General features: G+C 67.4%; 25 protein-coding genes and 1 pseudogene. 17 read left to right on the forward strand and 9 right to left on the reverse strand.

The annotated features are described in order from the left end of the window. Positions 1-95: 95 nt before the first annotated feature. The 4 genes from tolQ to tolB are packed head-to-tail and all read left to right on the forward strand — an operon-like array spanning position 96 to position 3,847. Positions 96-806 (forward strand): protein TolQ, encoded by a 711-nt coding sequence (gene tolQ / locus ACFJGT_RS18120; RefSeq protein WP_377840506.1) that lies wholly within the window; start codon positions 96-98, stop codon positions 804-806. A 17-nt stretch (positions 807-823) separates the two neighbouring features. Beyond that, positions 824-1,267 (forward strand): protein TolR, encoded by a 444-nt coding sequence (tolR, locus tag ACFJGT_RS18125; protein ID WP_377849012.1) that lies wholly within the window; start codon positions 824-826, stop codon positions 1,265-1,267. 28 nt (positions 1,268-1,295) lie between these two features. After that, positions 1,296-2,504, forward strand: a complete 1,209-nt coding sequence (gene tolA / locus ACFJGT_RS18130) for a cell envelope integrity protein TolA (RefSeq protein ID WP_377840511.1) — start codon at positions 1,296-1,298, stop codon at positions 2,502-2,504. A 5-nt stretch (positions 2,505-2,509) separates the two neighbouring features. Next, a complete protein-coding gene (gene tolB / locus ACFJGT_RS18135) occupies positions 2,510-3,847 on the forward strand; it encodes a Tol-Pal system beta propeller repeat protein TolB (protein WP_377840514.1) in 1,338 nt (445 codons plus the stop codon). 174 nt (positions 3,848-4,021) lie between these two features. Here the strand turns inward: tolB and ACFJGT_RS18140 are convergent, their stop codons facing one another. From ACFJGT_RS18140 to ACFJGT_RS18155, 4 genes are all read right to left on the reverse strand, one after another. Beyond that, a complete protein-coding gene (locus ACFJGT_RS18140; RefSeq protein ID WP_377840517.1) occupies positions 4,022-4,822 on the reverse strand; it encodes an aldolase in 801 nt (266 codons plus the stop codon). A 151-nt stretch (positions 4,823-4,973) separates the two neighbouring features. Further along, a complete protein-coding gene (locus ACFJGT_RS18145; protein ID WP_377840518.1) occupies positions 4,974-5,189 on the reverse strand; it encodes a hypothetical protein in 216 nt (71 codons plus the stop codon). A gap of 40 nt (positions 5,190-5,229) precedes the next feature. After that, a complete protein-coding gene (locus ACFJGT_RS18150; protein WP_377840521.1) occupies positions 5,230-5,649 on the reverse strand; it encodes an SRPBCC domain-containing protein in 420 nt (139 codons plus the stop codon). After that, positions 5,646-5,969 (reverse strand): ArsR/SmtB family transcription factor, encoded by a 324-nt coding sequence (locus ACFJGT_RS18155; RefSeq protein ID WP_377840524.1) that lies wholly within the window; start codon positions 5,967-5,969, stop codon positions 5,646-5,648. The genes ACFJGT_RS18150 and ACFJGT_RS18155 overlap by 4 nt, the downstream gene beginning before the upstream one ends. 351 nt (positions 5,970-6,320) lie before the next feature. Here ACFJGT_RS18155 and pal point away from each other — a divergent pair, with 351 nt between their 5' ends. Beyond that, positions 6,321-6,842 (forward strand): peptidoglycan-associated lipoprotein Pal, encoded by a 522-nt coding sequence (pal, locus tag ACFJGT_RS18160; protein WP_377840526.1) that lies wholly within the window; start codon positions 6,321-6,323, stop codon positions 6,840-6,842. Positions 6,843-6,925: 83 nt separating this feature from the next. Here the strand turns inward: pal and ACFJGT_RS18165 are convergent, their stop codons facing one another. From ACFJGT_RS18165 to ACFJGT_RS18175, 3 genes are all read right to left on the reverse strand, one after another. After that, on the reverse strand, positions 6,926-7,429 hold the full coding sequence (locus ACFJGT_RS18165; RefSeq protein ID WP_377840529.1) for an AAA family ATPase: 504 nt from the start codon (positions 7,427-7,429) through the stop codon (positions 6,926-6,928). A 10-nt stretch (positions 7,430-7,439) separates the two neighbouring features. Next, the gene (locus ACFJGT_RS18170; RefSeq protein ID WP_377840531.1) at positions 7,440-7,808 is read right to left on the reverse strand and encodes a cell division protein ZapA; all 369 of its coding nucleotides are present in this window, start codon (positions 7,806-7,808) and stop codon (positions 7,440-7,442) included. A gap of 82 nt (positions 7,809-7,890) precedes the next feature. Further along, positions 7,891-8,202: a DUF4164 family protein gene (locus ACFJGT_RS18175; RefSeq protein ID WP_377840533.1), complete on the reverse strand. Its 312-nt coding sequence runs from the start codon at positions 8,200-8,202 to the stop codon at positions 7,891-7,893. Positions 8,203-8,545: 343 nt separating this feature from the next. Here ACFJGT_RS18175 and tkt point away from each other — a divergent pair, with 343 nt between their 5' ends. The 6 genes from tkt (at position 8,546) to fba (ending at position 15,220) form a co-directional block, all read left to right on the forward strand. Then, positions 8,546-10,543: a transketolase gene (tkt, locus tag ACFJGT_RS18180; protein WP_377840536.1), complete on the forward strand. Its 1,998-nt coding sequence runs from the start codon at positions 8,546-8,548 to the stop codon at positions 10,541-10,543. A gap of 126 nt (positions 10,544-10,669) precedes the next feature. Further along, entirely contained in the window at positions 10,670-11,680 is a 1,011-nt protein-coding gene (gene gap, locus ACFJGT_RS18185) for a type I glyceraldehyde-3-phosphate dehydrogenase (protein WP_377840539.1), read from the forward strand. A gap of 101 nt (positions 11,681-11,781) precedes the next feature. Further along, positions 11,782-12,222: a hypothetical protein gene (locus ACFJGT_RS18190; protein WP_377840542.1), complete on the forward strand. Its 441-nt coding sequence runs from the start codon at positions 11,782-11,784 to the stop codon at positions 12,220-12,222. Further along, on the forward strand, positions 12,219-12,791 hold the full coding sequence (locus ACFJGT_RS18195; RefSeq protein WP_377840544.1) for a putative glycolipid-binding domain-containing protein: 573 nt from the start codon (positions 12,219-12,221) through the stop codon (positions 12,789-12,791). The genes ACFJGT_RS18190 and ACFJGT_RS18195 overlap by 4 nt, the downstream gene beginning before the upstream one ends. Before the next feature lie 9 nt (positions 12,792-12,800). Next, positions 12,801-13,994 (forward strand): phosphoglycerate kinase, encoded by a 1,194-nt coding sequence (locus tag ACFJGT_RS18200; protein ID WP_377840547.1) that lies wholly within the window; start codon positions 12,801-12,803, stop codon positions 13,992-13,994. A 143-nt stretch (positions 13,995-14,137) separates the two neighbouring features. Further along, complete coding sequence (gene fba / locus ACFJGT_RS18205) at positions 14,138-15,220, forward strand: class II fructose-bisphosphate aldolase (RefSeq protein ID WP_377840550.1); 1,083 nt, start codon at positions 14,138-14,140, stop codon at positions 15,218-15,220. Between the two features lie 133 nt (positions 15,221-15,353). Here fba and ACFJGT_RS18210 read toward each other — a convergent pair. Continuing rightward, positions 15,354-17,355: pseudogene (locus ACFJGT_RS18210) on the reverse strand (PhoX family protein). A gap of 207 nt (positions 17,356-17,562) precedes the next feature. Here ACFJGT_RS18210 and ACFJGT_RS18215 point away from each other — a divergent pair. From ACFJGT_RS18215 to ACFJGT_RS18240, 6 genes are all read left to right on the forward strand, one after another. Beyond that, the gene (locus ACFJGT_RS18215) at positions 17,563-18,717 is read left to right on the forward strand and encodes a benzoate/H(+) symporter BenE family transporter (RefSeq protein WP_377840553.1); all 1,155 of its coding nucleotides are present in this window, start codon (positions 17,563-17,565) and stop codon (positions 18,715-18,717) included. Beyond that, entirely contained in the window at positions 18,714-19,367 is a 654-nt protein-coding gene (locus tag ACFJGT_RS18220) for a thiamine phosphate synthase (RefSeq protein ID WP_377840557.1), read from the forward strand. Before ACFJGT_RS18215 ends, ACFJGT_RS18220 begins: the two co-directional genes overlap by 4 nt. Further along, positions 19,364-20,281, forward strand: a complete 918-nt coding sequence (locus ACFJGT_RS18225) for a tetratricopeptide repeat protein (protein ID WP_377840561.1) — start codon at positions 19,364-19,366, stop codon at positions 20,279-20,281. The genes ACFJGT_RS18220 and ACFJGT_RS18225 overlap by 4 nt, the downstream gene beginning before the upstream one ends. Positions 20,282-20,480: 199 nt before the next feature. Continuing rightward, positions 20,481-21,272, forward strand: coding sequence for an inositol monophosphatase family protein (locus ACFJGT_RS18230; RefSeq protein ID WP_377840563.1), 792 nt, complete (start codon positions 20,481-20,483; stop codon positions 21,270-21,272). A 99-nt stretch (positions 21,273-21,371) separates the two neighbouring features. Beyond that, positions 21,372-22,382 carry a flagellar motor protein MotA gene (locus ACFJGT_RS18235; RefSeq protein ID WP_377840565.1) on the forward strand — a complete coding sequence of 337 codons (1,011 nt, stop codon included), beginning with the start codon at positions 21,372-21,374 and terminating at the stop codon, positions 22,380-22,382. 29 nt (positions 22,383-22,411) lie between these two features. Continuing rightward, positions 22,412-23,431: a peptidoglycan -binding protein gene (locus ACFJGT_RS18240; protein ID WP_377840568.1), complete on the forward strand. Its 1,020-nt coding sequence runs from the start codon at positions 22,412-22,414 to the stop codon at positions 23,429-23,431. 18 nt (positions 23,432-23,449) lie between these two features. Here ACFJGT_RS18240 and ACFJGT_RS18245 read toward each other — a convergent pair whose 3' ends face one another. Beyond that, positions 23,450-23,908 (reverse strand): MarR family winged helix-turn-helix transcriptional regulator, encoded by a 459-nt coding sequence (locus ACFJGT_RS18245; protein WP_377840571.1) that lies wholly within the window; start codon positions 23,906-23,908, stop codon positions 23,450-23,452. Positions 23,909-24,018 lie beyond the last annotated feature (110 nt).

Genomic DNA, 24,018 nt, shown 5'->3' on the forward strand with positions numbered 1-24,018 from the left:
CGTGGGTCTCCCGCGACGCAAGCGGCGGGGCTTGGACCGGGCTGGAGCCTCAAGTCCAGCATCGGCCGTACCGCCTGGGTGAGAAGGATGACAGGATGAACCCCGCCGACGTCGCGCAGGCCGCGCCGCAGATCGACATGTCGTTCTGGACGCTGTTCTGGCACGCCCATATCGTCGTCAAGCTGGTTATGATGGGCCTGCTCGGCGCCTCGGTCTGGTGCTGGTCGATCATCGTCGACAAGACCCTGCTCTATCGCCGCACGCGCAAGGACATGGACGCCTTCGAGGAGGTGTTCTGGTCCGGCCGCTCGCTCGAGGAGCTCTATCGCGACCTCGCCAGCAAGCCGGTCAACGACATGGCCGCCGTCTTCGTCGCGGCGATGCGCGAGTGGAAGCGCTCCTTCGAGAATGGCGGGCGCTCGGTCGCCAGCCTCTCGCAGCGCATCGACAAGGTGCTCGACGTCACCATCCAGCGCGAGACGGAGCGGCTGGAATCGGGGCTGCTCGTGCTCTCGACCATCGCCTCGGCCGCCCCCTTCATCGGCCTGTTCGGCACGGTCTGGGGCATCATGACCTCGTTCACCGCCATCGCGGTCTCCAAGAATTCCTCGCTCGCGGTCGTCGCGCCCGGCATCGCCGAAGCGCTCTTCGCCACGGCGATCGGCCTCTTCGCCGCCATTCCCGCCCTGATGGCCTACAACAAGCTCCAGTCCGAGGTCGCCAAGGCGCAAGGCCGTCTCGAAGCCTTCGCCGACGAGTTCTCCGCGATCCTGTCGCGGCAGATCGACGAGCGCATGGCGGCGTGAGGGGCTGATCGATGGGTATGTCAGCCGCTTCAGGCGCAAAGGGCGGTTCCGGCCGCCGGGGCCGGCGCGGACGCCGTCATGGCGCCATCGCCGAGATCAACATGACGCCGTTCATCGACGTCATGTTGGTGTTGCTCATCATCTTCATGGTCGCCGCGCCGCTGATCGCGACCGGCGTCCCGCTCGACCTGCCGCAGACCGGCGCCAAGCCGATCAATGTCGACCAGAAGCCCCTGACCATCGCCATCGACAGCAAGGGCCAGATCTTCCTGCAGGACGAACCGACGCTCGAGCCCGATCTCGTCGCCAAGCTCCAGGCCCTGGCGAAGCAGGGCTTCGACGAGCGCGTCTATGTTCGCGGCGACAAGCAGGTCGATTACGGCCGTGTCGCCTCGGTGATGTCGACCATCACCGCCGCCGGCTTCAAGCGGGTCGCGCTCGTCACCGAGCCGAGCCGCTGAAGATAGTGAGAGTAAGGGTGTTCAGAGCGTGAAGCTTTCGACCTCCGAACCTGGCATGCTGGTGTCGGCGCTCGGCCACGCGACGTTCCTCGTCGCGGGGCTGCTGGCGTTCTCGTCGCCCGCGCCGCTGCCGGATAACGAGGAGGCGATCGCCGTCGAGGTGATCGACCCCAGCGCGCTCAATCAGGTGACGCGCGGCGAGCGCAGCGCCGAGAAGGTCCAGGCCCAGCCGACCCCGCGCGCCGAGCGCCAGTCCGAAACGGTCGAGCGCAAGGAAGCCGGCGAGGCCAAGGCCGATACACCGGCCCCGCCCTCGCGCCCGCCCGAGCTGAAGACCGCCGAGAACAACGCCACGACGCCTCCGCCGCCGGCCGGCCCGGTCGAGCAGCCCAAGCCCGAGGCCAAGCCGCCCGAGCCTGCCAAGCAGCCGCCGCAGAAGAGCGAGGCCGCCGCCGCCCGGGAGGCCGAGCAGAAGCGCGAGGAGCAGGCCCGCCTTCAGGAAGAGGCCGAGCTCGCCTCCAAGGCGAAGAAGGCCGAGGAGGAGGCGAAGGCCGCCGCCAAGGCCAAGGCGGAAGCCGATGCTCAGGCCGCCAAGCGCGCCGCCGATGCGAAGGCCAAGGCCGAGGCGCTCGCCAAGGCGGAGGCCGAGAAGGCCGCGAAGGAAAAGGCGGAAGCCGCCGCCAAGGCGAAGGCCGAAGCCGTTGAGAAGGCCAAGATCGCAGCCGAAGCGAAGGCCAAACAGGAAGCCGAGGCCAAGGCGAAGAAGGAGGCGGAGATCGCCAAGAACTTCAACGCCACCGACATCGCCAAGCTGCTCCAGTCCAAGGAGAAGGCGCAGTCCTCGGGCTCCTCGGCGCCGCAGGTCAATCGCACGGCCTCGCTCGGCACCGAGCGCGGGTCGTCGCAGAAGCTCAGCCCGTCGCTCCGGGCCCAGCTCATCGGCATCATCCAGGAACAGCTCCTGAAGTGCTGGAACGTGCCGATCGCGCTCGCCAATGCCCATGGCAGCGGCAATGTCGTGCCCTCCGTGCGGATGAAGCTCAACACCGACGGCTCGCTCATCGGCCAGCCCGGCGTGATCAATTCGTCCGCGGACCCGCTTTTCAGGGTCGCCGCCGATTCGGCGCTGACCGCCACCCGCCGCTGCGCGCCGTTGCGCATCCCGGCTCAATTCGCCTCCTATTACGACGACTGGCGTGATGTCGTCGTCAATTTCGACGCCAGGGACGTCATGTGACCCCGATGATCGACAGAAGCCCCCTCCCCTTCCTTGCGGCCACGCCGACGCGCCGCCGCCTCCTCGCCACGGCCGGCGCAGCCCTGCTGTTGCCCACCGCGGCCAAGGCCGAACTCGTCATCAACCTGACCGGCGGGGCCTTCCAACCGATGCCGATCGCCATCGCCGATTTCGGCGGCGAAGGCGGCGTGCTGGTCTCCGGCGTCATCGCCAACAACCTCAAGCGCTGCGGCTACTTCACCCCGATCGACAAGGCCCGGCACCCCGAGAAGAACCCGCCTTTCGATGCCGCGCCGCAGTTCCAGGCCTGGCAGGCAGCGGGCGTGCAGGCCCTCGTCACCGGCCGCGTCTCGCGCGATGCCGGCCGCATCCGCGCCGAGTTCCGTCTTTGGGACGTCGCCACGGGAACCCAGACCGACGGCCAGCAATATTTCACCGACCCGAGCAACAACCGCCGCGTCGGCCACATCATCTCCGACGCGATCTTCAGCAAGGTCACCGGGCTCGGCGGCTTCTTCGACACCCGCGTCGTCTTCGTCGACGAATCCGGCCCGAAGGAAACGCGCCGCAAGCGCCTCGGCATCATGGACCAGGACGGCGCCAATGTGCGCTACCTCACCAATGGCGACACCTCGGTGGTGACGCCGCGCTACTCGCCGGTCTCGCAGGACGTGACCTTCATGTCGCAGCGCCAGGGCGAGCAGCCGCGCGTGCAGGTGCTCAATATCGAGACCGGCCAGCGCCAGATCGTCGGCAATTTCCCCGACATGAGCTCGAGCCCGCGCTTCGCCCCGAACGGCCAGCGCGTCGTGCTCTCGCTGCAGCAGGGCGGCAACGCCAATCTCTACGCCATCGATATCGGCTCGCGCTCGACCACGCGCCTGACCTCGACGGCGGCGATCGACACCTCGCCCTCCTATGCGCCGGACGGCTCGCGCATCGTCTTCGAGAGCGACCGCGGCGGCCAGCAGCAGCTTTATGTGATGCCGGCCGGCGGCGGCGAGGGCCAGCGCATCTCCTTCGGCCAGGGCCGCTATTCGCAGCCCTCCTGGTCGCCGCGCGGCGATCTCATCGCCTTCACCCGCCAGGGCGGCGGCGGCTTCGCCATCGGCGTGATGCGGCCGGACGGCTCGGGCGAGCGCATCCTGACCGAGGGCTTCCACAACGAGGCCCCGAACTGGGCGCCGAACGGCCAATACATCATGTTCTTCCGCGATCCCGGCGGCCAGTCCGGCGGAAAGCTGTACATGGTGGACATCACCGGCCGCGTCGAAGTGCCGGTGCCGACCCCGGCCTTCGCCTCGGACCCGACCTGGTCGCCCCTGCTCAGCGCTCAGCGTTGAGGCCAGCAGGCTTTCCTCGGAAACACACCGTCATCCCGGGCTTGACCCGGGATCCATCGTAGCGCGCCTAAGCCCTCCGATGGATCCCGGATCTACGCTTCGCTACGTCCGGGATGACGTGCAGACTCTCTTGGTGCGGCACGGAGCGGCTGCTTTTGCCCCCGACCGACCCGCTCAATCGCGATAGACCGGTTCCTCGGCGTCGAGCTGCCGGCGGATCGAGGCCAGGTGCAGCCGCGCCGATTCCGGGTCGCCCTCGCGCATCTGGCGATAGGCGGCTTCGGCGATCTCGGGCTTCACCGGCTTGACCTCGCGCCCTGTTGAAAGCGCCAGGGCCTGCACCTCGCAGGCCCGTTCCAGATAATAGAGATCGTCCCAGGCTTCGGCGATGTTCGGCCCGAGCACCATCACGCCGTGATGCTTCATGAAGACGATATCGGCCTCGCCGACCGCGGCGGCGATGCGATCGCCCTCCCGCTCGTCCAGCGCCAGCCCGTTATAGTCGCGGTCGACGACGGTGCGGCCGTAGAACTTGAGCGCCGTCTGCCCGGCGAAGACCAGCGGTTCGCCCTCGGTCATCGAGAGCGCCGTCGCATAGGGCATATGCGTATGGAACGCGACCTTGGCACGCGGGATGTTCTTGTGAATCCGGGCATGGATGTAGAAGGCCGTCGCCTCCGGCTGCCCCTCGCCCGAGACGACATTGCCGTGGAAATCGCAGATCAGCAGCTTCGAGGCGGTGAGCTCCCGGAAGGCCCAGCCATAGGGGTTGACGATGAACAGGTCGTCATGGCCCGGCACCAGCGCCGAGAAATGGTTGCAGATGCCTTCTTCAAAGCCGTAACGCGCCGCCATCCGGAACGTCGCGGCGAGATCACGACGCGCCTCCCAGACGATATCGGAATCGAGCTCGGGCTGGTTCGGCCCCCGGATGGGCATCACGTTTGCAGCGCCGGACTTGAGGGAATGAGCCATCGCGATCTCCGGTCGGAACAGGAAGGCGGACCGAGGCAGTGACCGGCCGCATAGGATCACGATAAACCGGGGAGCGCGAAAGTTGCGCTGCAATTTAGCACCCCGTTTGCGCAATTTTTTCGCGCTCAGCCGAAAGCCTGGGCTCAGCCCCTCATGCCTCGCGCCGGCTGCGCCACCGCGCGGCGTAAGGCAGAATGAACATGTAGAGCCCACTAAACAGCAGCAGGAAGAGCGGCGGCAGGGGCGAATAGACGATCCACGCCGGCGGCTCGCCGCGCGCCATCGCGGCGAAATTCGCAAGCACGGTCGCGGTGAAGATGATCGAGAGCCAGCGATGGCCCTGCCGGATTGCGGCGTTCCAGGTCACGGAGACCTCCTTTGGTAAGAAGCTGAGGTGGTGCGCTCCGTTAGTCGGCGCGCGCCGCGACCTCTTCCAGCTTGGCGAAGAACTGCTGCCAGCCCGCCTTGGCGCCGCCGAAAGCCTGCTTCTGCTCCGGCCGGAAGCCGATCTGCTCCATGCGCAGATGCGTGCCCTTCGCTGAGGGTGTGAGCGTGAAGGTCACCACGCTCTTGAGGGCATAGGCCGGGTCGTCATGCGCGAAGTCCCAGCTATAGGAGAGCGACCGGTTCGGCTCGACCGTCAGCACCTCGCAATCGAGCACGCCGCCCCAGTCGCCACGCAGGTTGAAGCGATGGCCGACACGCGGCACGAAATCGTTCTTCATCAGCCATTCCGCGATCAGATGCGGCTGGGTCAGCGCCCGCCAGAGCTTCTCCGGCGGATGCGGCATCTCGCGCTCGACGATGACGGAGCGGGTTTCGGTCATTGGTCCATCCTCTTGAGCAGGTCTTCGAGATCGTCGAACCGGCTTTCCCAGTATCCGGCCATGCGGTTCGTCCAGTCGGCGAGAGGCGCCAGCGCCGCGAGCTGCGCGCTGTAATGGGTCTGGCGGCCCTGATGCCGGTCCCGCACCAGTCCGGCCTGCTTCAGGACGGCCAGATGCTTCGAGACCGCCGGCTGCGACACGCCGGCCTGCGCGGTCAGCGCCACCACGGTCTGCTCGCCCTCGCGGCACAGGCGTTCGAAAATGCCCCGCCTGGTCGGGTCGGCCAGCGTCTTGAAGAGCAGGTCAGGTGTGTCGGGCATCGATAATCCATAACCAATTGGCTATGAATCATCTCATAACCGTTCAGCTATGAATTCGTCAACCCGGTGGCGGAGCAATTGTCGGCCGGCAGATGCGAGCGCCCACCACCGCAAGCACGCGAAATACAGGCCGACGCATTTCCGCCCGAAGCACAGGCTACCCCTGTGCTCCCGACGCAACAGCCGGCGCCGCAAACGCCTTTCGCCATAATTGGTTAACCATAAGCCGCAATGCCGCCACTTCGCCCTGATTTGGCAAGGTCTCGTTTAGGTTGACACTTCATTGATGAGGCATCGCGAAGCCTTCCTCGAAGTGCCCCGCCACATAATTCGATTGCCCGGAGTCCAGCCATGTTGACCACTCTCCTTCCCGGCGGCCGTGCCGTCCGTTTCGCCGCCGCCTTTGCCGCCACGCTCGCGCTCGGCGCCTGCGCCAAGGACCAGAACGCCGATGCCAACGGTTCCGGCTTCGGCGCCGGCGGCGCCGCGACGCCCGGCAGCGCCCAGGACTTCGTCGTCAATGTCGGCGACCGCGTCTTCTTCGAGACCGACTCCACCGACCTGACCTCGACCGCGACCGCCACCCTCGACAAGCAGGCCGGCTGGCTGCAGCGTTATCCGCGCTACACCTTCACCGTCGAAGGCCATGCCGACGAGCGCGGCACCCGCGAGTACAACTATTCGCTCGGCGCCCGCCGCGGCCAGACCGTGCGCGACTATCTCGCCTCGCGCGGCATCGCGCCCAACCGCATGCGCACCATCTCCTACGGCAAGGAGCGCCCGGTCGCGGTCTGCAACGACATCTCCTGCTGGTCGCAGAATCGCCGCTCGGTCACGGTGCTGGACGGCGCCGGCGGCGCGCCCGGCGTCTGATCGCCGCGCAGGTAGACAAAAAGGCCCCGGATGGAAACATCCGGGGCCTTGTTCGTTCCGGAAACCCGCCAGCAGAAAACTGCTCAGGCCGCCATGAAGCCACTGAGCTTGGTCTCCAGTTCGTCGAGCGTCTCTGCGAAGGATTCGCGATCGGTATCGACGATCAAATCGCTGAAGCCGCGTTCGCCATAGCCTTCCGCCAGCATCACGCGGATGCGGTCATGTTCTTCGGTATCGAACACCCGCCCGCGGCCGGCATCGACGATGCGTTCATAGGAAGCACGAAGACTAACGAAGATCGGCCGCACACCGTCATCGCCGAAATGACGCCGGAAGAAAATCCAGTCGCTGCAGCGGAGCGGGTAGGCCACGACCAGGTAAGGCCGCTCCGCCAGCAGGGAGAAGCCCTCCCGGACGACCGAGCGGCTGGTGCAGAGAATCGAACCGTACCAAGGCAAATCTGGATCGGCATGGTCATCGCCGTCGATGAAGCTACCGCCGACCCGCGTGGCCAGAGCCCGCCCGAGCGTCGTCTTGCCGGCGCCGATCGGCCCGCTCAGGAAGATCGCGTAACGTTGCATCGACACGTGCCGAGGTTCAGCCCACGGCGGTCGGGATCAGGCTCCGCGCCACGCCCTCGATCCGCTCGGCCGCCGCCACCAGCGCTTCCGCCGCCCGGTCCTCGACCTCGCTGAGGCGCTCGTCGGCGGCGCCGGCATTGCCCTGCGTCGCCGCGAGATCGGCTTCCAGCTTCGCCAGCCGCTGCTTCAATTCATGGACCTCGTCGGCCACCATCAGCGCTGCCATGACATGCAGGCGCATGTCGCCGATCTCGCCGAAGGCCTGGCGCATCTCGCCGATCTTGTCGTCATAGAACCGGGCGAGCCCTTCGAGATGGCCCTCCTCGCCCTCCCCGCAGGCCATGCGGTAGGCCTTCCCGGAGATCATGACGTTGACTTGCGGCATTCGGTCTCCAGTTCCGCTTTAGCTTTGGCCGCGCATCGGCCCGAAAAGTGGAATGCGGTTTTCGGACAAAGCCGATACGACATCAAAGAGCTGGAGCCTCGGGCTCCGGCGGCTGCTGCGCTTCGACCCGCGCGATCACGGCGCCGACGACGTTCATCGCCCGCTCCAGCCTTTGGTCGACATCGGCCGCGGCGGTCTCGACCTGGCCGAGGCGCGCCATCGCGCCGTCGAGCTCGGCCGCCAGCCGCGCCCGGTCGTCCTGCATCAGGGCGAGTTCGGTTTCGAGATTGCCATGTCCACGCTCAGCCTCGACCCGCCGCCGCGCCGCCGCTTCCAGCTGCCCCAGCGCCGTGTCGAGACGCGCCAAAGCATTGTCCAGCATCAGGCTCGCCACCGTCGCTCTCCTTTCAGATCGAAGCCGGCTCACACGATTCGTGCCACATTTTACAGCAGAACGCCGGAAAACAGGAATCGATCTCACAGCCTGTAAACACGTCCTTGCAACGGCTTGCCCGAAGCAGCTCAGGCGCGATCTGCGGAAAACCGAGCGAAAGCGGTGCCTGCGACCCCGAAAGCAGGGTTTCGCGAATTGACTCGCAGGGAGGGCCGGGCCTAATCCACCCGTCCTTTCCAAGCCTGCCGCAAGCGGCGGCAACACTGCCTTCCCCCTCGCCGGCCCGCTGTCGCGCAGGCCGGCCCGGTCCTCCGCCCGCCTGACTTAAGCCCGTGAGATCATCATGACCACCATCGACCGCGCCCAGCACGACAAGCTCGCCAATGCCATCCGCGGCCTGGCGATGGATGGCGTCGAGAAGGCCAAGTCCGGCCATCCCGGCCTGCCGATGGGCGCCGCCGACGTCGCCACGGTGCTGTTCACCCGCGTGATGAAGTACGATGCCGCGGACCCGCGCTGGCCGGACCGCGACCGCTTCGTGCTCTCCGCCGGCCACGGCTCGATGCTGCTCTACGCCCTGCTCTATCTCACCGGCACGCCCGGCATGGAGCTCGCTGATCTCGAGAAGTTCCGCCAGCTCGGCTCCAACACCCCCGGCCACCCCGAGAATTTCGAGACCGCCGGCGTCGAGACCACCACCGGCCCGCTCGGCCAGGGTCTCGCCACCGCCGTCGGCATGGCGATGGCCGAGCGCATGCTCGCCGCCGAGTTCGGCAAGAAGGTCGTCGACCACCACACCTATGTGCTGGCCTCCGACGGCGACCTGATGGAGGGCATCAGCCAGGAGGCGATCGCGCTCGCTGGCCACCAGAAGCTCAACAAGCTGATCGTGCTCTGGGACGATAACGGCATCTCGATCGACGGCCCGCTTTCGATCACCGACAATGTCGACCAGGTCGCGCGCTTCAAGGCCTGCGGCTGGCGCTCCGAGCGCGTCGACGGCCACGATCCCGAGGCGATCGAGGCTGCGATCAACCGCGCCCGGAAGTCCAACAAGCCGACCATGATCGCCTGCAAGACCGTGATCGGGTTCGGCGCGCCGAAGAAGGCCGGCACCTCCAAGGCCCATGGCGAGCCGCTCGGCGCCGAGGAGCTTGCCGCCGCCAAGAAGGCGCTCGGCATCACCGGCGGTCCGTTCGAGGTCGCGGCCGACACGCTCAAGGCGTGGCGCGCCGCCGGCGCTGCCGGCTCTGCCGCGCATAAGGACTGGAACGAGCGCTTCGCCGCCCTCTCCGAGCGCAAGCGCGGCGAGTTCGACCGCCGCCTCGCCCACACCGTCCCGGCCAAGCTCGACAAGGCGATCCTCGCCCATAAGAAGGCCCTGATCGCCGCGCCGCAGACTGTGGCCACCCGCAAGGCCTCGGAGATGGCGCTCGAAGCCATCACTCCAATCATGCCGGAGCTGGTGATGGGCTCGGCCGACCTGACCCCGTCGAACAACACCCGCACCAAGGCCGCCGAGGACTTCACCCCGAAGACCCCGAAGGGCCGCTATGTCCGCTACGGCATCCGCGAGCACGGCATGGCCGCCGCAATGAACGGCATCACGCTGCACGGCGGCTTCCGCACCGGCGGCGGCACCTTCCTGGTCTTCGCCGACTATGCCCGCCCCTCGATGCGCCTCGCCGCCCTGATGGGCCTGCCGGTCGTCTATGTCATGACTCATGACTCGATCGGCCTCGGCGAGGACGGCCCGACCCACCAGCCGGTCGAGCAGGTCGCCAGCTTGCGCGCCATGCCGAACATGCGTGTCTTCCGCCCGGCCGACACGATCGAGACCGCGGAAGCCTGGCAGGCCGCTCTGGAGCGCACGGACGGCCCGACCGTGCTCGCGCTCTCGCGCCAGAACCTGCCGCAGCTGCGCACCGACGCCACCGCGAAGAACCGCTCGGCCACCGGCGCCTACGAGCTGCTCGCGGCCGAGGGCGGCAAGGCCCAGGTCTCGCTCTTCGCCTCGGGCTCCGAGGTCGAGCTCGCCGTCGCCGCGCGCAAGCTGCTCGCCGAGAAGGGCGTGCGCGCCCGTGTCGTCTCCGTGCCTTCGCTGGAGCTTCTGCTGGAGCAGGACGAGGCCACGCAAGCCTCGATCATCGGCTCGGCCCCGATCAAGATCGCGGTCGAGGCCGGCGTGCGCTTCGGCTGGGATGCCGTGATCGGCCATGACGGCACCTTCATCGGCATGAACTCCTTCGGCGCCAGCGGCCCCTACAAGGAGGTCTACAAGCATTTCGGCATCACGGCGGAGGCCATCGCCGACGCAGCGATGAAGAAACACAACGCCTGACCTCCTGTTTCGCGCAGGCAGGGCTGATATTCCCGGAAGACATCTTGCATTCGGCCATTCTTTGGCCGAATTGCCCGCGTGGATAGCGACGGCTCACGCCGGACGCTCGGCGAAGGAGAGGAAGACATGACGGTGAAGGTAGCGATCAACGGCTTCGGCCGCATCGGGCGCAACGTTCTGCGCGCGATCATCGAGTCGAAGCGCAAGGACATCGAGGTCGTCGCGATCAACGATCTCGGCCCGGTCGAGACCAACGCCCATCTCTTCCGCTTCGACTCCGTCCATGGCCGCTTCCCCGGCACGGTGACCGTCTCCGGCGACACGATCGATGTCGGCCGCGGCCCGATCAAGGTCACCGCGATCCGCGATCCCAAGGACCTGCCGCACAAGGCGCTCGGCGTCGACATCGCCTTCGAATGCACCGGCATCTTCACCACCCGCGACAAGGCCGCCGCCCATCTCGCGGCCGGCGCCAAGCGCGTGCTGGTCTCGGCTCCCTGCGATGGCGCCGACCTCACCGTCGTCTTCGGCGTCAACCATCACGAGCTGACCAAGGATCACGTCGTCGTCTCGAACGCCTCCTGCACCACGAACTGCCTCGCGCCGGTCGTGCGCGTGCTGCACGACAGCGTGGGCATCGACAAGGGCTTCATGACCACGATCCACGCCTATACCGGCGACCAGCCGACGCTGGACACGATGCACAAGGATCTCTATCGCGGCCGCGCCGCGGCGCTCTCGATGATCCCGACCTCGACCGGCGCCGCCAAGGCGATCGGCCTCGTCATCCCCGATCTGAAGGGCCGCCTCGACGGCACCTCGATCCGCGTTCCCACCCCGAACGTCTCGGTCGTCGACTTCAAGTTCATCTCGAAGCGCAAGACCACGGTCGAGAAGGTCAACGAAGCCATCATCAAGGCGTCGAAGCGCGGCCCGCTCAAGGGCATCCTCGCCGTCACCGACCAGCCGAACGTCTCGATCGACTTCAACCACGATCCGGCCTCCTCGACCTTCGCCCTCGACCAGACCAAGGTCATGGATGACAAGTTCGTGCGCGTGCTGTCCTGGTACGACAACGAGTGGGGCTTCTCGAACCGCATGAGCGACACCGCCGTCGCCATGGGCGCCCTGCTCTGATCCATCACGTTTATGCCCTTCTCTGAGGGCATGACACACGAATGCGAGGCCGTGCTGGTCAAGCCCGGCCTCGCCCCATACTTGCCAGCTACGGAGCGCCTATGGCCAAGATCGAGCCGACCGTCGTGACCCCGGCGAATACCGAGCAGCCCGTCGCCTTCAGCCCCACGATCGTGGCAACGGCGCCCGCTGACGATACCGCCGCGCCCGTCACCGAGCCGCGCAAGCTCGACCAGCTCTCCCGCATCGAGGAGAAGGCGGCCCGCATCGAGGAGAAGTTCGCCCGCTACGAGGCCGTTCTGACCCGCGCGGAAGCCTCGCTGGAGCGCAGCGCCCACAAGGTCGACGCCGCAGCCGGCACCATGGATTTCGCGGCGATCCGCGGCGAGATCAATGCGCTCCGCAACCGCGTCGATGCGACGCCGCGCGCCGGCACGCTGTTCATGACCGCGATCGTCACGGCCGTGCTGACCGTGATCCTCACCATCCTCGTGCTGAAATTCGGCGTGCCCGGCCTGTTCGGAGGCCTGCTCGCCCGATGAGCTTTCGGGACGTCGCCCTCCTGGCCGTGCCGCGCAGCCTGCGCTGGCGGCCGGTCGAGGGCGTCGGCCTTGAGCATCTGACGCTGGCCACCACGCAATCAGGCATCCGCGCCGAGGGCGTGGTCATCGGCGAGCGCGGCGAGCCGCCCTATGGTGTCTCCTACCGCATCGACTGCACGGCCGATTTCGCGGTGACGAGCTTCGCCATCGCGACGACCGATGGCCGCCGCCTCGCGATGGAGCGCCGTGCCGGCCGCTGGCATGACGCCGCCGGCACGCGGCTTCCCGCCTTCGACGACTGCATCGACATCGACCTGCAGGGCTCGCCCTTCACCAACACCCTGCCGATCCGGCGGGAGCGCTGGGAGATCGGACAGAGCCGCGAGTTCGCGATGCTCTACATCCCCTTCGACGATTTCGTGCCGATCATCGACCGGCAGATCTATACCTGCCTTGCTCCGCGCCTGTTCCGCTATCAGGCGGCCGATGGCAGCTTCGAGGCCGAATTGCCTGTCGACGAGGACGGTCTCGTCGTCGATTATCCCAGCCTGTTCGAACGCATCCGATAAGAGAGCCCGATGACTGCCTTCCGCACCCTCGACGACGCCGATCTCGCCGGAAAGCGCGTGCTTGTCCGTGTCGACCTCAACGTTCCCATGGAAGACGGCAAGGTCAGCGACACCACCCGCATCGATCGCATCCTGCCGACGATCCGCGAGATCGCCGACAAGGGCGGCAAGGTCGTGCTGCTCGCGCATTTCGGCCGCCCCAAGGGCCGCGACGACAAGAACAGCCTGCGCCAGGTCGTGCCGGCGCTGACGCAGGCGCTCGGCCGCCCCGTCACCTTCGTCGAGGACTGCATCGGCGATGACGTCGCCAAGGCGCTGACGGCCGCCAGGAACGGCGACGTGCTGCTGCTGGAGAACACCCGCTTCCACGCCGGCGACGAAAAGAACGACCCCGAATTCGTCAAGGCGCTCGCCGCCAATGGCGACCTCTATGTCAACGACGCCTTCTCGGCCGCCCATCGGGCGCACGCCTCGACCGAGGGCCTCGCCCATGTCCTGCCGGCTTATGCCGGGCGTACCATGCAGGCCGAGCTGGAAGCCCTTTCCGCCGGCCTCGACAACCCCGCTCGCCCGGTGATGGCAATCGTCGGCGGCGCCAAGGTCTCGACCAAGCTCGATCTGCTCGGCAACCTCGTCAGGAAGGTCGATGTGCTCGCCATCGGCGGCGGCATGGCCAACACCTTCCTCGCCGCGCGCGGCATCAACGTCGGCAAGTCGCTCTGCGAGCATGATCTCGTCGGCACCGCCCGCGAGATCGAGGAGAAGGCCAAGGCCGCCGGCTGCGAGATCCTTCTGCCGGTCGACGCGCTGGTGGCGCGCGAATTCAAGGCTCATCCCAGCTACCGCGTCGTCCCGGTCGGCGAGGTCGAAGCCGACGAGATGATCCTCGACGCCGGCCCGCTCTCGATCGCCGAGGTCGTGCTGCGGCTGGAGAAGGTCAAGACGCTGGTCTGGAACGGCCCCTTCGGGGCCTTCGAACTGCCGCCCTTCGACACCGCGACGGTGGCCGTCGCCAAAGCCGCGGCCAAGCGCGTCAAGGCTGGCCAGCTCGTCGCGGTCGCAGGCGGCGGCGACACCGTCGCGGCCATGAACCATGCCGGCGTCGCGGACGACCTCTCCTATGTCTCGACGGCGGGCGGCGCCTTCCTCGAATGGATGGAAGGCAAGGCCCTGCCGGGCGTCGAGGCGCTCAGGAAGGCGTGATCCTCGACAGGACGATACCGTCGGCCGCTTCGGCAACGAGGCGGCCGCTCGCATTTTAAGGTTTTCGCCGGTTTCGCTTTGCGCGGCTGGCGCTGACGCTCTAAATCCACCCTCAGACCGATGAACCAAAGGGGAGTGCCATCGTGGCCCGTATCACGCTTCGCCAGTTGCTCGATCATGCCGCCGAGAACGACTACGGTGTGCCCGCCTTCAACATCAACAACATGGAGCAGGCGCTGGCGATCATGGCGGCGGCCGACGCGACCGACGCGCCGGTGATCATCCAGGCCTCGCGCGGCGCCCGCAGCTACGCCAACGACATCATGCTCAAGCACATGATGGACGCCGTCACCGAGATCTATCCGCATATCCCGGTCTGCGTGCATCTCGACCACGGCAACGAGCCGGCGACCTGCATGACCGCGATCCAGGCCGGGTTTACGTCCGTCATGATGGATGGCTCGCTCAAGGCCGACGGCAAGACCCCGGGCGACTGGGACTATAATGTCGGCGTGACCAAGACCGTCACCGACATGGCCCATCTCGGCGGCATCTCGGTCGAGGGCGAGCTCGGCGTGCTCGGCTCGCTCGAATCCGGCGAGGGCGAGAAGGAGGACGGCCACGGCTTCGAGGGCAAGCTCAGCCACGACCAGCTCCTGACCAATCCCGACGAGGCCGTGAAGTTCGTCGCCGAGACCAAGGTCGATGCGCTCGCCATCGCCATGGGCACCTCGCATGGCGCCTACAAGTTCACCCGCAAGCCCGACGGCGCGATCCTGGCGATGCACGTCATCGAGGAGATCCACAAGCTGCTGCCGAACACGCATCTCGTCATGCACGGCTCGTCCAGCGTTCCGCAGGACCTCCAGGACGTCATCAACCAGTATGGCGGCAAGATGCCCCAGACCTGGGGCGTGCCGGTCGAGGAAATCCAGCGCGGCATCAAGCACGGCGTGCGCAAGATCAACATCGACACCGACAACCGCATGGCAATGACCGGCCAGATCCGCAAGATCCTGTCCGAGAACCCCGGCGAGTTCGATCCGCGCAAGTACCTGAAGCCCGCCATGGAGGCGATGACCAAGCTCTGCAAGCAGCGCCTGGAGGAGTTCAACACCGCCGGCCAGGCCTCGAAGATCAAGCGCGTCATCACGCTGGCCGACATGGCCAAGCGCTACGCCAAGGGCGAGCTCGACCCGACCTTCGGCGCCAAGAAGGCGGCCTGATTGGGACGTCATTCTCGGACTGCGCATCGCGCGGACCCGGGAATCTCATGCCGACCAGTAAAAACGCCCGGCAATGCCGGGCGTTTCCATTTTCAAGAGATGGTCGGGTCAAGCCCGACCATGACGGCTTCGCTCAAACCCCGATCTTGCCCCCGCCCTTCCGGGTGACCGCCACCACCGAGGGGCGCACCGGCATGTCCGGCTTGAAGTCCGGCCAGCGGGTCGAGAGGTCCTCGTAATAGGAGCGGCGGCCGAATTCCGGCCAGTCCGGCCCGTCGTCGCCGGGGTGCTGCACGGCGACGAAGGCGGTGGTGTCGTCCGGCGTGAAGCAGGGGCCGCAGAGCTCCGCGCCATGTGGCACGCGGTAGAAACAGCTTTGAGGTCCGGCGCGCGCCGCCCTCGGTATCGACGGCCCAGAGCCCGTCGGTGCGCCCGGTCACGTCGATGCCGTTGCCGTCGGTCGCGACCCAGAGCCGCCCGGCGGAATCGACTACGGCATTGTCGGGCATGCCGAACCAGCCGTTCTTGGTCGTCTCGGTCGAGAAGCTCGCGCCGACCGCCGCGACCGAGGGGTCACCGCATTTCAGCAGGATCTCCCAGCGCCCCTTCGTCGCCGTGTGATCGCCATCGGCCTCGGCGATCTCGATGATATGGCCGAAGGCGTTCTTGGCACGCGGATTGGCGGCGTCGACCTCGCCATCCTTGCGGCTCGTATTGTTGGTCAGCATCACATAGACGCGCCCCGTCACCGGGTTCGGCGTGATGTCTTCCGGCCGGTCCATCTTGGTCGCGCCGAGCAGATCGCCGGCGCGGCGCGCCTCGATCAGCACGTCCGCTTGGCTCTGGAAGCCGTTGGCCGCCGTGAGCGGGCCCTGACCGAAGACCAGCGGCAGCCATTCATGCGTGCCGTCCGCCGCGAACTTGGCGACGTGCAGCGTGCCGGCATCGAGCAGGACGAGATTGCTGGCGCGGTTGTTCGGATCAAACCGGCCGGCCGTGACAAACTTGTAGACATAGTCGAAGCGCTCGTCGTCGCCGAGATAGGCGACCACGCGCCCGTCTTTGGCGACGATCATGTCGGCGCCCTCATGCTTGAAGCGGCCGAGCGCGGTGCGCTTTTTCGGCACCGAGTTCGGATCGAACGGGTCGACCTCGATCACCCAGCCGAAGCGGTTGGCCTCGTTCGGCTCCTTCGCGAGGTCGAAGCGTTCCTCGAAACGGCCCCAGGCGTAGGGCGAGGACGGCACGGCGAGGCGCTTGTAGTTCGCCTCCTCGCGATGGCCCTCCGGCAGCTTGCCGGAGAAATAGCCGTGGAAGTTCTCCTCGCCCGAGACGAAGGTGCCCCAGGGCGTCAGCGCGCCCGAGCAGTTGTTGAGCGTGCCCAGCACCTTGCGGCCGCTGGCATCGGCCTTGGTCTGCACGCGCTCATGGCCTGCGACAGGACCGGAGAGCTGCATCTCAGTCGCGGCGGTGATGCGGCGGTTGTACTTGGAATCCTTGACCAGCGCCCACGCGCTGCCGGTCTTGCGGATTTCCGCGACCGTCGCGCCATGCGCCATCGCCTCGATCGCGAAGCGCTCAGGCGTCGCGTTCTTCAGGACGGGCTTGCCGTCCTTCATCTCGACGACGCCCGGGAACATCAGATGCGGGTTGGTGTATTCGTGATTGACGAAGAGCAGCCCATGCGCGGAGGGGTCGGCGGCACCCGTCATCGGCACATAGCCGACGAAATCGTTGTTGTAGCCGAACTGCTTGCTCTGGGCCTCCGCGCTCTGCTTCGCCGGGTCGAAGGCCGGCGCATCGGCCGTTAGCGGGTCGCCCCAGCGCAATAGCACCTGCGCCTCGTAGCCTTCGGCGACATGGTGATCGGCATCGACGCCGACCTCGACCTCCTTGAAGGAGAAGGCGGATTTCGCGCCTTGCGCCTGCGCCTCGGCGGCACTCTCCAGCGCCAGCGTGCCGACCGTCGCAGAGATCGCCGAGACGGCGAGCGCGCCCTTCAGCAGCCCGCGCCGCGAGAAGCGCTGCGAGATCAGCTCGCCCATCGTCGGATTGTCGGTCGGGTTCCGCGGCTCGGCATCCTCATGCTCCAGCATGCTGGCGCCGAAGGTGGATTCGTGATCGTCGTCGCGCATGATCGGCCTCGGTCGCTTCGGATTGGAATAATGCGCAGCTAGACTTAGGCTTTGACAGCCGCATGACATCCCCGTCCACCGGCCGGCCACCTTTGGGCAAGCTTCGTGCCTGAGACTGGCCGCGTCCCTGCACCCGCCACCCTTTCCGTGCCCCGCGTTTTCTGGTTCAACGCTGGCTTGCTTCCGTTCCAGCCGGCTTCCCGCACCATGTCGATCGTCTTCTCTGCCCTGGTCGCGGTCTTCGTCGGCTTCGCCGCTTCCGTCGCCGTCATCCTCCAGGCCGCCCAGGCGCTGGGAGCCACGCCCGGCCAGACCATCTCCTGGATCGCCGCGCTCTGCCTCGCGACCGGCGCCTCCAGCCTCTTCCTGTCCTGGCGCTACCGCATGCCGATGATCTGCGCCTGGTCGACGCCCGGCGCCGCCCTGATCGCGGCCGTCACCGGCTTCGACATGGCGTCTGCCGTGGGCGCCTTCCTGATCGCCGCCGTGCTGATGATGCTGACCGCCGCCTTCCGCCCGCTCGGCAGGCTGATCGAGCGGATCCCGATGCCGGTCGCAGCCGCCATGCTCGCCGGCGTGATCTTCCGCTTCGTCGTCGCGGTCTTCGACGAGATGCGCCTCTCGCCCGGCCTCGTGCTGCCGCTGCTCGCCGTCTTCCTCGTGGCGCGACTGCTCAACCCGTTCCTCGGCGTCATCGCCGCGCTGGTGGCCGGCATTGCGATCAGCTTCCTGGGAGGGCTGGCGCATTGGCCTGCCGGCGCCATGACACTGAGCGGCCTCGAATTCGTCACGCCGCGCTTCGATATTGCCGCCATGCTCGGCATCGGCGTCCCGCTCTATCTCGTCACCATGGCCGCCCAGAACCTGCCGGGCTTCGCCGTGCTGCGCGCCGCCGGCTACAATCCGCCGACGGCCCCCTCGCTGTTCGTCACCGGCCTGACCTCGCTGCTCACCGCCCCCTTCGGCGCCCATATGACCAACATGGCCGCGATATCGGCCTCGATCTGCACCGGTGGCGACACTCATCCGGACCCGGCCCAGCGCTGGAAGGCCGGTGTTCTCTATGGTCTCGCCTATTTCGTCGTCGCCGCCTGCACCGGCCTGCTGATCGCCCTGCTGCTGGCGCTGCCCAAGGCGCTGATCGTCGCCGTGGCTGGCCTGGGGCTGGTCGGCTCGCTCACCGGCGCGCTCGGGCAGGCCATGGCCTCCGACAAGGAGCGCTTCGCCGCCGTCGTTACCTTCGCGATCGCCGCCTCCAGCCTTTCGCTTTTCGGCATCGGCTCGGCCTTCTGGAGTCTCGTTGCCGGTCTTGCGGTCTTGACATTGGACTTCGCTGCGGGCCGTTTGCGCAGCAAATCATGACCACACAATCCTCCCCCACCCGCCTGATGCTCGTCACTCCTCCCGTCGCGGACGCTGAGGCCATGGCCTTTCGCCTGATGCAGGCCATGGCCGGCGGCGATGTCGCTGCCGTGCTGCTACGCCTTGCGCCCGGCGACGACCGCAGCCGGATCGAGCGCGTCAAGCGCCTCGCCGGCCCGGTCCAGGCCAACAACGTCGCCCTTGTCGTCGAGGACACCGCGCTCGTGGCCGCCCGCGGCGGCGCCGACGGCGTCCATCTCACCGGCGGCCCGGCTGCCGTCGCCGAGGCCCGCTCCAGCCTCAAGAGCGAGCGCATCATCGGCATCGGGGCCTTGCGCGCCCGCCACGACGCGATGGACGCCGGCGAGGCCAGCGTCGATTATGTAATGTTCGGCGAACCGCGCCCGGACGGCTCGCTGCCGGCGCTGGCGGCGGTGGTCGAGCGCGCCGGCTGGTGGGCCGAGATCTTCGAGACGCCCTGCGTCGCCTACGCTCCCGACGCTGAATCCATCCCGGCATTGGTCGAGACCGGTGCGGAATTCGTCGCGCTCGGCGCCTGGGCCTTCGATGAGGGCCAGGATATCCGCGCCCTGGTCGAGCAGGCCAATAGCGCGATCGCCACCTGCGCCGCGCGGAAAACGGCGCGATGAAGCGGCTTGCCGGGCTCGCCCTGCTCGCCGGTCTCCTCCTAGCAGGCCAGGCCGAGGCGGCGCTCACGCCGGATGCCGCCTATGGCGCCTATCAGGCCGGCCATTACCGCCGTGCGCTGGCCGAAGCGCTCAAGCGCATCGAGGCCGACAGCTCCGATGCCGCCGCCATGACCCTGCTGGGTGAGCTTTATCGCCAGGGCCTCGGCGTCCCGCCGGACCAGAAGGTCGCGACCGAATGGTACGAGCGGGCCGAGGCGCGCGGCGACATCAATGCCGCCTTCGCGCTGGCGACGCAGCTTCTCGACGAGAAGAGCGGCAAGCGCGATCCGGCCCGGGCCGGCGCCTTGCTGGAGAAGGCTGCTGCTGCCGGCCACCCCGCCGCCAATTACAATCTCGCCATCGCCCTGCTCGCGGCCAACCGGCAGGACGAGGACAAGCGCGCCGTCGCCTGCCTCGAAATCGCGGCGAAGGCCCAGGTCAGCGACGCCATGTATGCGCTCGGCGTGCTGGCCAAGCAGGGCCGCGGCATGCCGGCGAGCGAGGAGGTTGCAGCCCGCTGGATGAAGCAGGCCTCCGCGGCCGGCAACGTTCCCGGCGAGCTCGACTACGCCATCATGCTGTTCAACGGCACCGGCGTGGAGAAGGACGAGGCCGCCGCGGCCAGCCTGTTTCGGCGCGCCGCCTGGCAAGGCAACCCGATCGCCCAGAACCGCCTCGCCAAGCTCTACCAGTTCGGGCTCGGTATCGCGCCGGACACGATCGAGGCCGCCGCCTGGCATCTCGCGGCTCGATCGCAAGGCCTCAAGGACGCAGCGCTCGACGACCTGTTCGAACGGCTCAATCCCGAACAGCAGGCCCGCGCCGCCCGCATGGCCGCCGGCCGGATCAGCAGCGCCGTCTTGACGGCGCCCTAAGACCCGCGCAAGTGACGGGCTACGACGGTCGAGACACAGCCCTCATCCTGAGGAGCGGGCTAAGCCCGCGTCTCGAAGGATGTTCCAGCGCGCTCTGGAGTATCCTTTCGAGACGCCGCTTCGCAGCTCCTCAGGATGAGGGCTGGCGTGACCGTTTCTTCATTTCCAGCCGTGCTCGCGAGCGCGCAAGAGGTTTCCGATGATCCGCTCCCCCCTGATGACCGTGATGACCGACGCCGTGATGAAGGCGTCCCGCTCGCTGAAGCGCGATTTCGGCGAGGTCGAGAACCTGCAGGTCCTCGCCAAGGGCCCGGGCGATTTCGTCTCCAAGGCCGACCACAAGGCCGAGGAGATCCTGCGCGAATCCCTGGAGAAGGCCCGCCCCGGCTATGGCTTCGTCATGGAGGAGAGCGGCGTCGTCCACGGCACCGACGAGAGCAACCGCTGGCATATCGACCCGCTCGACGGCACCCATAACTTCCTGCGCGGCATTCCGCACTGGAACATCTCGGTCGCGCTCGAGCGCGACAACCAGTTCATCGCCGGCGTGATCTACGACGCCGCCAAGGACGAGATGTTCATGGCCGAGAAGGGCAAGGGCGCCTATGTCAACAACCGCCGCCTGCGCGTCTCCGGCCGCAACGAGCCCACCGACATGCTGATCGGCACCGGCATCCCGCATATCGGCAAGGGTGGCCACGGCCAGTTCCTGCGCGAGCTTGCGGCGGTGATGCCGCGCTTCGCCAATGTCCGCCGCATGGGCTCGGCCGCGCTCGACATCGCCTATGTCGCCGCCGGCCGCATGGATGCCTATTGGGAACGCGGCCTCAACACCTGGGATTTCGCGGCCGGCGCCGTGCTGATCCGCGAGGCCGGCGGCACCTTCGGCACGCTCGACGGCAAGCCGGTGACCAGCGCGAAGGACATCATCTGTGGCAACGAGGCCGGCGAGCGCGCGCTGAGCGCCGCATTGAAGACTGCAACAGCCTGAAACCTTAGCGCCACCAAACTGTTGCTCTTTCGTGCTTGATCCCGGCGGCGTGGGAGGCGACAGTCCTCCCCGCACTCCGAGGCGAACGGAAGACGACGCATGGCGATTGAGGATTACGCGGCCGAGCCGGCAACGGCCGCAACCGTGCGGACACAGGTCCGCTTCTCCAGACCGCTCCGTTACGTCGTCCGCGCGGTCCTCTTCCTCGCCCTGATCGGCTTCCTCGGCTTTATCCTCCAGGCCGGGCTGATCCAGGCCTTCATGACCAACCCGGGGCTGAACGGCCTCATCCTGGGCGCCTTGCTCGTCGGCTGCCTGATCGCATTGCGCGAACTCTGGCGCCTCCATAGCGAGGCGCGCGCCGCGACAAACCTCGCCGCCTCTCCCGCCTCCGCCGAAATCCGCCGCGGCCAGGTCATCGCCCCACTGGGCTCCGTGCTGCCGGCGCTGGAGCGCGGCACGCTGGCCCCGGCCCAGGCGGCATCGACACTCGAATCGGTCGCGGTCCGGCTCGACGACGGTCGCGAGGTGCTGCGCTATCTCGGCGGCCTGCTCGTCTTCCTCGGCCTGCTCGGCACCTTCTGGGGCCTGCTCGACACGGTCGGCTCCGTCGGCGGCGTCATCAAGTCGCTGCGCACCGGCGCCGAAGCCGGCGTGCTCTTCGACGAGCTCAAGGCCGGCCTTTCCGCCCCGCTGGCGGGCATGGGCCTGTCCTTCTCGTCCTCGCTCTTCGGCATCGCCGGCTCGCTGATCCTCGGCTTCCTCGATCTTCAGGTCGGGCAGGCGCAGCGCCGCTTCCGCAACGAGATGGAGAGCTGGCTCGGCAGCCGCACCGGCACGCCCGAGGCGCCCGCCGCCTTGCTGGCGGCCGGCAACCCCCTCGCCGACCGCTTCGAGCAGCTTAGCGCCGCGATGGCCGACGGCGCCTCCAACAACCGCGCCGCGACGCAGGCGCTGTCCAATCTGGCGGAGGGCATCCAGGGCCTCGTCCAGCACATGCGTTCCGAGCAGCAGATGATCCGCGATTGGGTCGAGGCGCAGGCCGCCCGCGAGAAGGACCTGAAGCGCCTGATCGACCGCCTCACTGCCGACCAAGTCACCGAGCCATGATGCTTTCAGGTATGGCAGGAGCCTGACGCATGGCCCTCTCCCGAGCCCATCGCCGCGAGGAGCCGAATTTCTGGCCGGGCTTCGTCGACGCGCTCTCGACGATGCTGATCGGCATCGTCTTCCTGCTGACGGTCTTCGTGCTCGGCCAGTTCTTCCTGTCGCAGGAGTTGACCGGCAAGGACACCGCGCTGGAGCGCCTCAACAAGCAGATTTCCGAATTGACCGACCTGCTCGCCCTGGAGCGTTCCTCCAACCGGCAGGCGCAGGAGAGCCTCCAGCTCATGCAGTCAACCTTGAGCCAGGCCGTGGGTGAGCGCAGCCGCCTGCAGGGGCTGATCGACACGCAGGCCGGCAACAATGCCGGCGCCCAGCTCGCCGAAACGCAGAAGGCGCTCGACGCCGAGAAACAACTCTCTGCCCGCGCCCAGGCCAGCGTCGATCTCGTCAACCAGCAGATCCAGGCCATGCGCCGCCAGCTCGCGGCGCTGGAGGAAGCTCTCTCCGCCTCCGAGGCCAAGGACAAGGATTCGCAGGCCCGCATCTCCGAGCTCGGCTCGCGGCTCAACGTCGCGCTGGCCCAGCGCGTGCAGGAACTGGCGCGCTATCGCTCGGACTTCTTCGGGCGCCTGCGGCAGGTGCTCGGCACGCGGCCCGATATCCGCGTCGTCGGCGACCGCTTCGTCTTCCAGTCCGAGGTCTTCTTCGATGCCGGCCAGGCCGTCCTGAAGCCCGAGGGCAAGGGCGAGCTCGACAAGCTCGCCACCATCCTGCTCGATCTCGGCAACGAGATGCCGCCGGACCTGCCCTGGATCCTGCGCGTCGACGGCCATACCGACAACCGCCCGATCAAGTCCGCCCAGTTCCCCTCGAACTGGTATCTTTCCTCGGCCCGCGCCATCGCCGTTGTCGAGTACCTGGTCTCGCGCGGCCTGCCGACCGACCGTGTCGCCGCGACCGGCTTCGGCGAATACCAGCCGCTCGACATCGCCAATACCGACGAGGCCCACCGCCGCAACCGCCGCATCGAGTTCAAGATCACGGAGCGCTGAGGCGCGGCCCCGCAGCGCCTATTCGTCGGCGCCGCGCTCTCCTGTGAGCGCGATGACCTGCCGCAGGGTCGCGCGCAATTCGGCTGCCGGCTGCGTACCGAAAGACGTCTCGAACTCCTTCTGGGCCTGACGCCATCTGACGGCCGCCGCCGCGAGCTTGGCCTCGCCGGCCGGCGTCAGGCGAAGGCTGCGCGTGCGGCCGTCGGGGCCCGGCGCGATCTCCAGCAATCCATCCCGCTCGAGCGGCCGCAAGGCCCGCCCCAGCGTCGTCCGGTCCATCACCATCGTCCTGGCAAGCGCGCCGATCGCGATCGCGCCACCTCGCCCCAAGGTCGACAGGATCGAGTATTGCGAGGCGCGCAAGCCCTCCGCAGCCAGATGGCTTTCGTAGATCTGGCTGACATGGCGCGAGGCCTGGCGCAGCGCGAGGCAGTTGCAGGATGTCGGCGGGCTTTCCGGCATTAGCGCTTTTTGCATGGCATCCATTCCGGTCATGGGCCGCAGCACCGCGAACGGCGCTTGGAATTAAGTGCATATGCGCGTATCGATCGGGAAGACAAGTGCATATGCATGCTTTCGGGAGATGG

It is taken from the genome of Allobosea sp. UC22_33 (assembly GCF_042700715.1).
Classification (GTDB): Bacteria; Pseudomonadota; Alphaproteobacteria; order Rhizobiales; family Beijerinckiaceae; genus Allobosea.

What these genes read in the sequence shown, in the direction of transcription:
- ACFJGT_RS18195 (WP_377840544.1), top strand. Translation starts at nt 12,219, where the DNA reads ATGAGCTTTCGGGACGTCGCCCTCCTGGCCGTGCCGCGCAGCCTGCGC.
- ACFJGT_RS18150 (WP_377840521.1), bottom strand. Translation starts at nt 5,649, where the DNA reads ATGACCGAAACCCGCTCCGTCATCGTCGAGCGCGAGATGCCGCATCCG.
- ACFJGT_RS18140 (WP_377840517.1), bottom strand. Translation starts at nt 4,822, where the DNA reads ATGGCTCATTCCCTCAAGTCCGGCGCTGCAAACGTGATGCCCATCCGG.
- ACFJGT_RS18190 (WP_377840542.1), top strand. Translation starts at nt 11,782, where the DNA reads ATGGCCAAGATCGAGCCGACCGTCGTGACCCCGGCGAATACCGAGCAG.
- ACFJGT_RS18240 (WP_377840568.1), top strand. Translation starts at nt 22,412, where the DNA reads ATGGCCCTCTCCCGAGCCCATCGCCGCGAGGAGCCGAATTTCTGGCCG.
- gap (WP_377840539.1), top strand. Translation starts at nt 10,670, where the DNA reads ATGACGGTGAAGGTAGCGATCAACGGCTTCGGCCGCATCGGGCGCAAC.
- tolR (WP_377849012.1), top strand. Translation starts at nt 824, where the DNA reads ATGTCAGCCGCTTCAGGCGCAAAGGGCGGTTCCGGCCGCCGGGGCCGG.
- tolB (WP_377840514.1), top strand. Translation starts at nt 2,510, where the DNA reads ATGATCGACAGAAGCCCCCTCCCCTTCCTTGCGGCCACGCCGACGCGC.
- ACFJGT_RS18230 (WP_377840563.1), top strand. Translation starts at nt 20,481, where the DNA reads ATGATCCGCTCCCCCCTGATGACCGTGATGACCGACGCCGTGATGAAG.
- ACFJGT_RS18225 (WP_377840561.1), top strand. Translation starts at nt 19,364, where the DNA reads ATGAAGCGGCTTGCCGGGCTCGCCCTGCTCGCCGGTCTCCTCCTAGCA.
- tolQ (WP_377840506.1), top strand. Translation starts at nt 96, where the DNA reads ATGAACCCCGCCGACGTCGCGCAGGCCGCGCCGCAGATCGACATGTCG.
- ACFJGT_RS18200 (WP_377840547.1), top strand. Translation starts at nt 12,801, where the DNA reads ATGACTGCCTTCCGCACCCTCGACGACGCCGATCTCGCCGGAAAGCGC.
- tkt (WP_377840536.1), top strand. Translation starts at nt 8,546, where the DNA reads ATGACCACCATCGACCGCGCCCAGCACGACAAGCTCGCCAATGCCATC.
- ACFJGT_RS18155 (WP_377840524.1), bottom strand. Translation starts at nt 5,969, where the DNA reads ATGCCCGACACACCTGACCTGCTCTTCAAGACGCTGGCCGACCCGACC.
- ACFJGT_RS18235 (WP_377840565.1), top strand. Translation starts at nt 21,372, where the DNA reads ATGGCGATTGAGGATTACGCGGCCGAGCCGGCAACGGCCGCAACCGTG.
- ACFJGT_RS18215 (WP_377840553.1), top strand. Translation starts at nt 17,563, where the DNA reads ATGTCGATCGTCTTCTCTGCCCTGGTCGCGGTCTTCGTCGGCTTCGCC.
- pal (WP_377840526.1), top strand. Translation starts at nt 6,321, where the DNA reads ATGTTGACCACTCTCCTTCCCGGCGGCCGTGCCGTCCGTTTCGCCGCC.
- ACFJGT_RS18170 (WP_377840531.1), bottom strand. Translation starts at nt 7,808, where the DNA reads ATGCCGCAAGTCAACGTCATGATCTCCGGGAAGGCCTACCGCATGGCC.
- ACFJGT_RS18220 (WP_377840557.1), top strand. Translation starts at nt 18,714, where the DNA reads ATGACCACACAATCCTCCCCCACCCGCCTGATGCTCGTCACTCCTCCC.
- ACFJGT_RS18245 (WP_377840571.1), bottom strand. Translation starts at nt 23,908, where the DNA reads ATGCAAAAAGCGCTAATGCCGGAAAGCCCGCCGACATCCTGCAACTGC.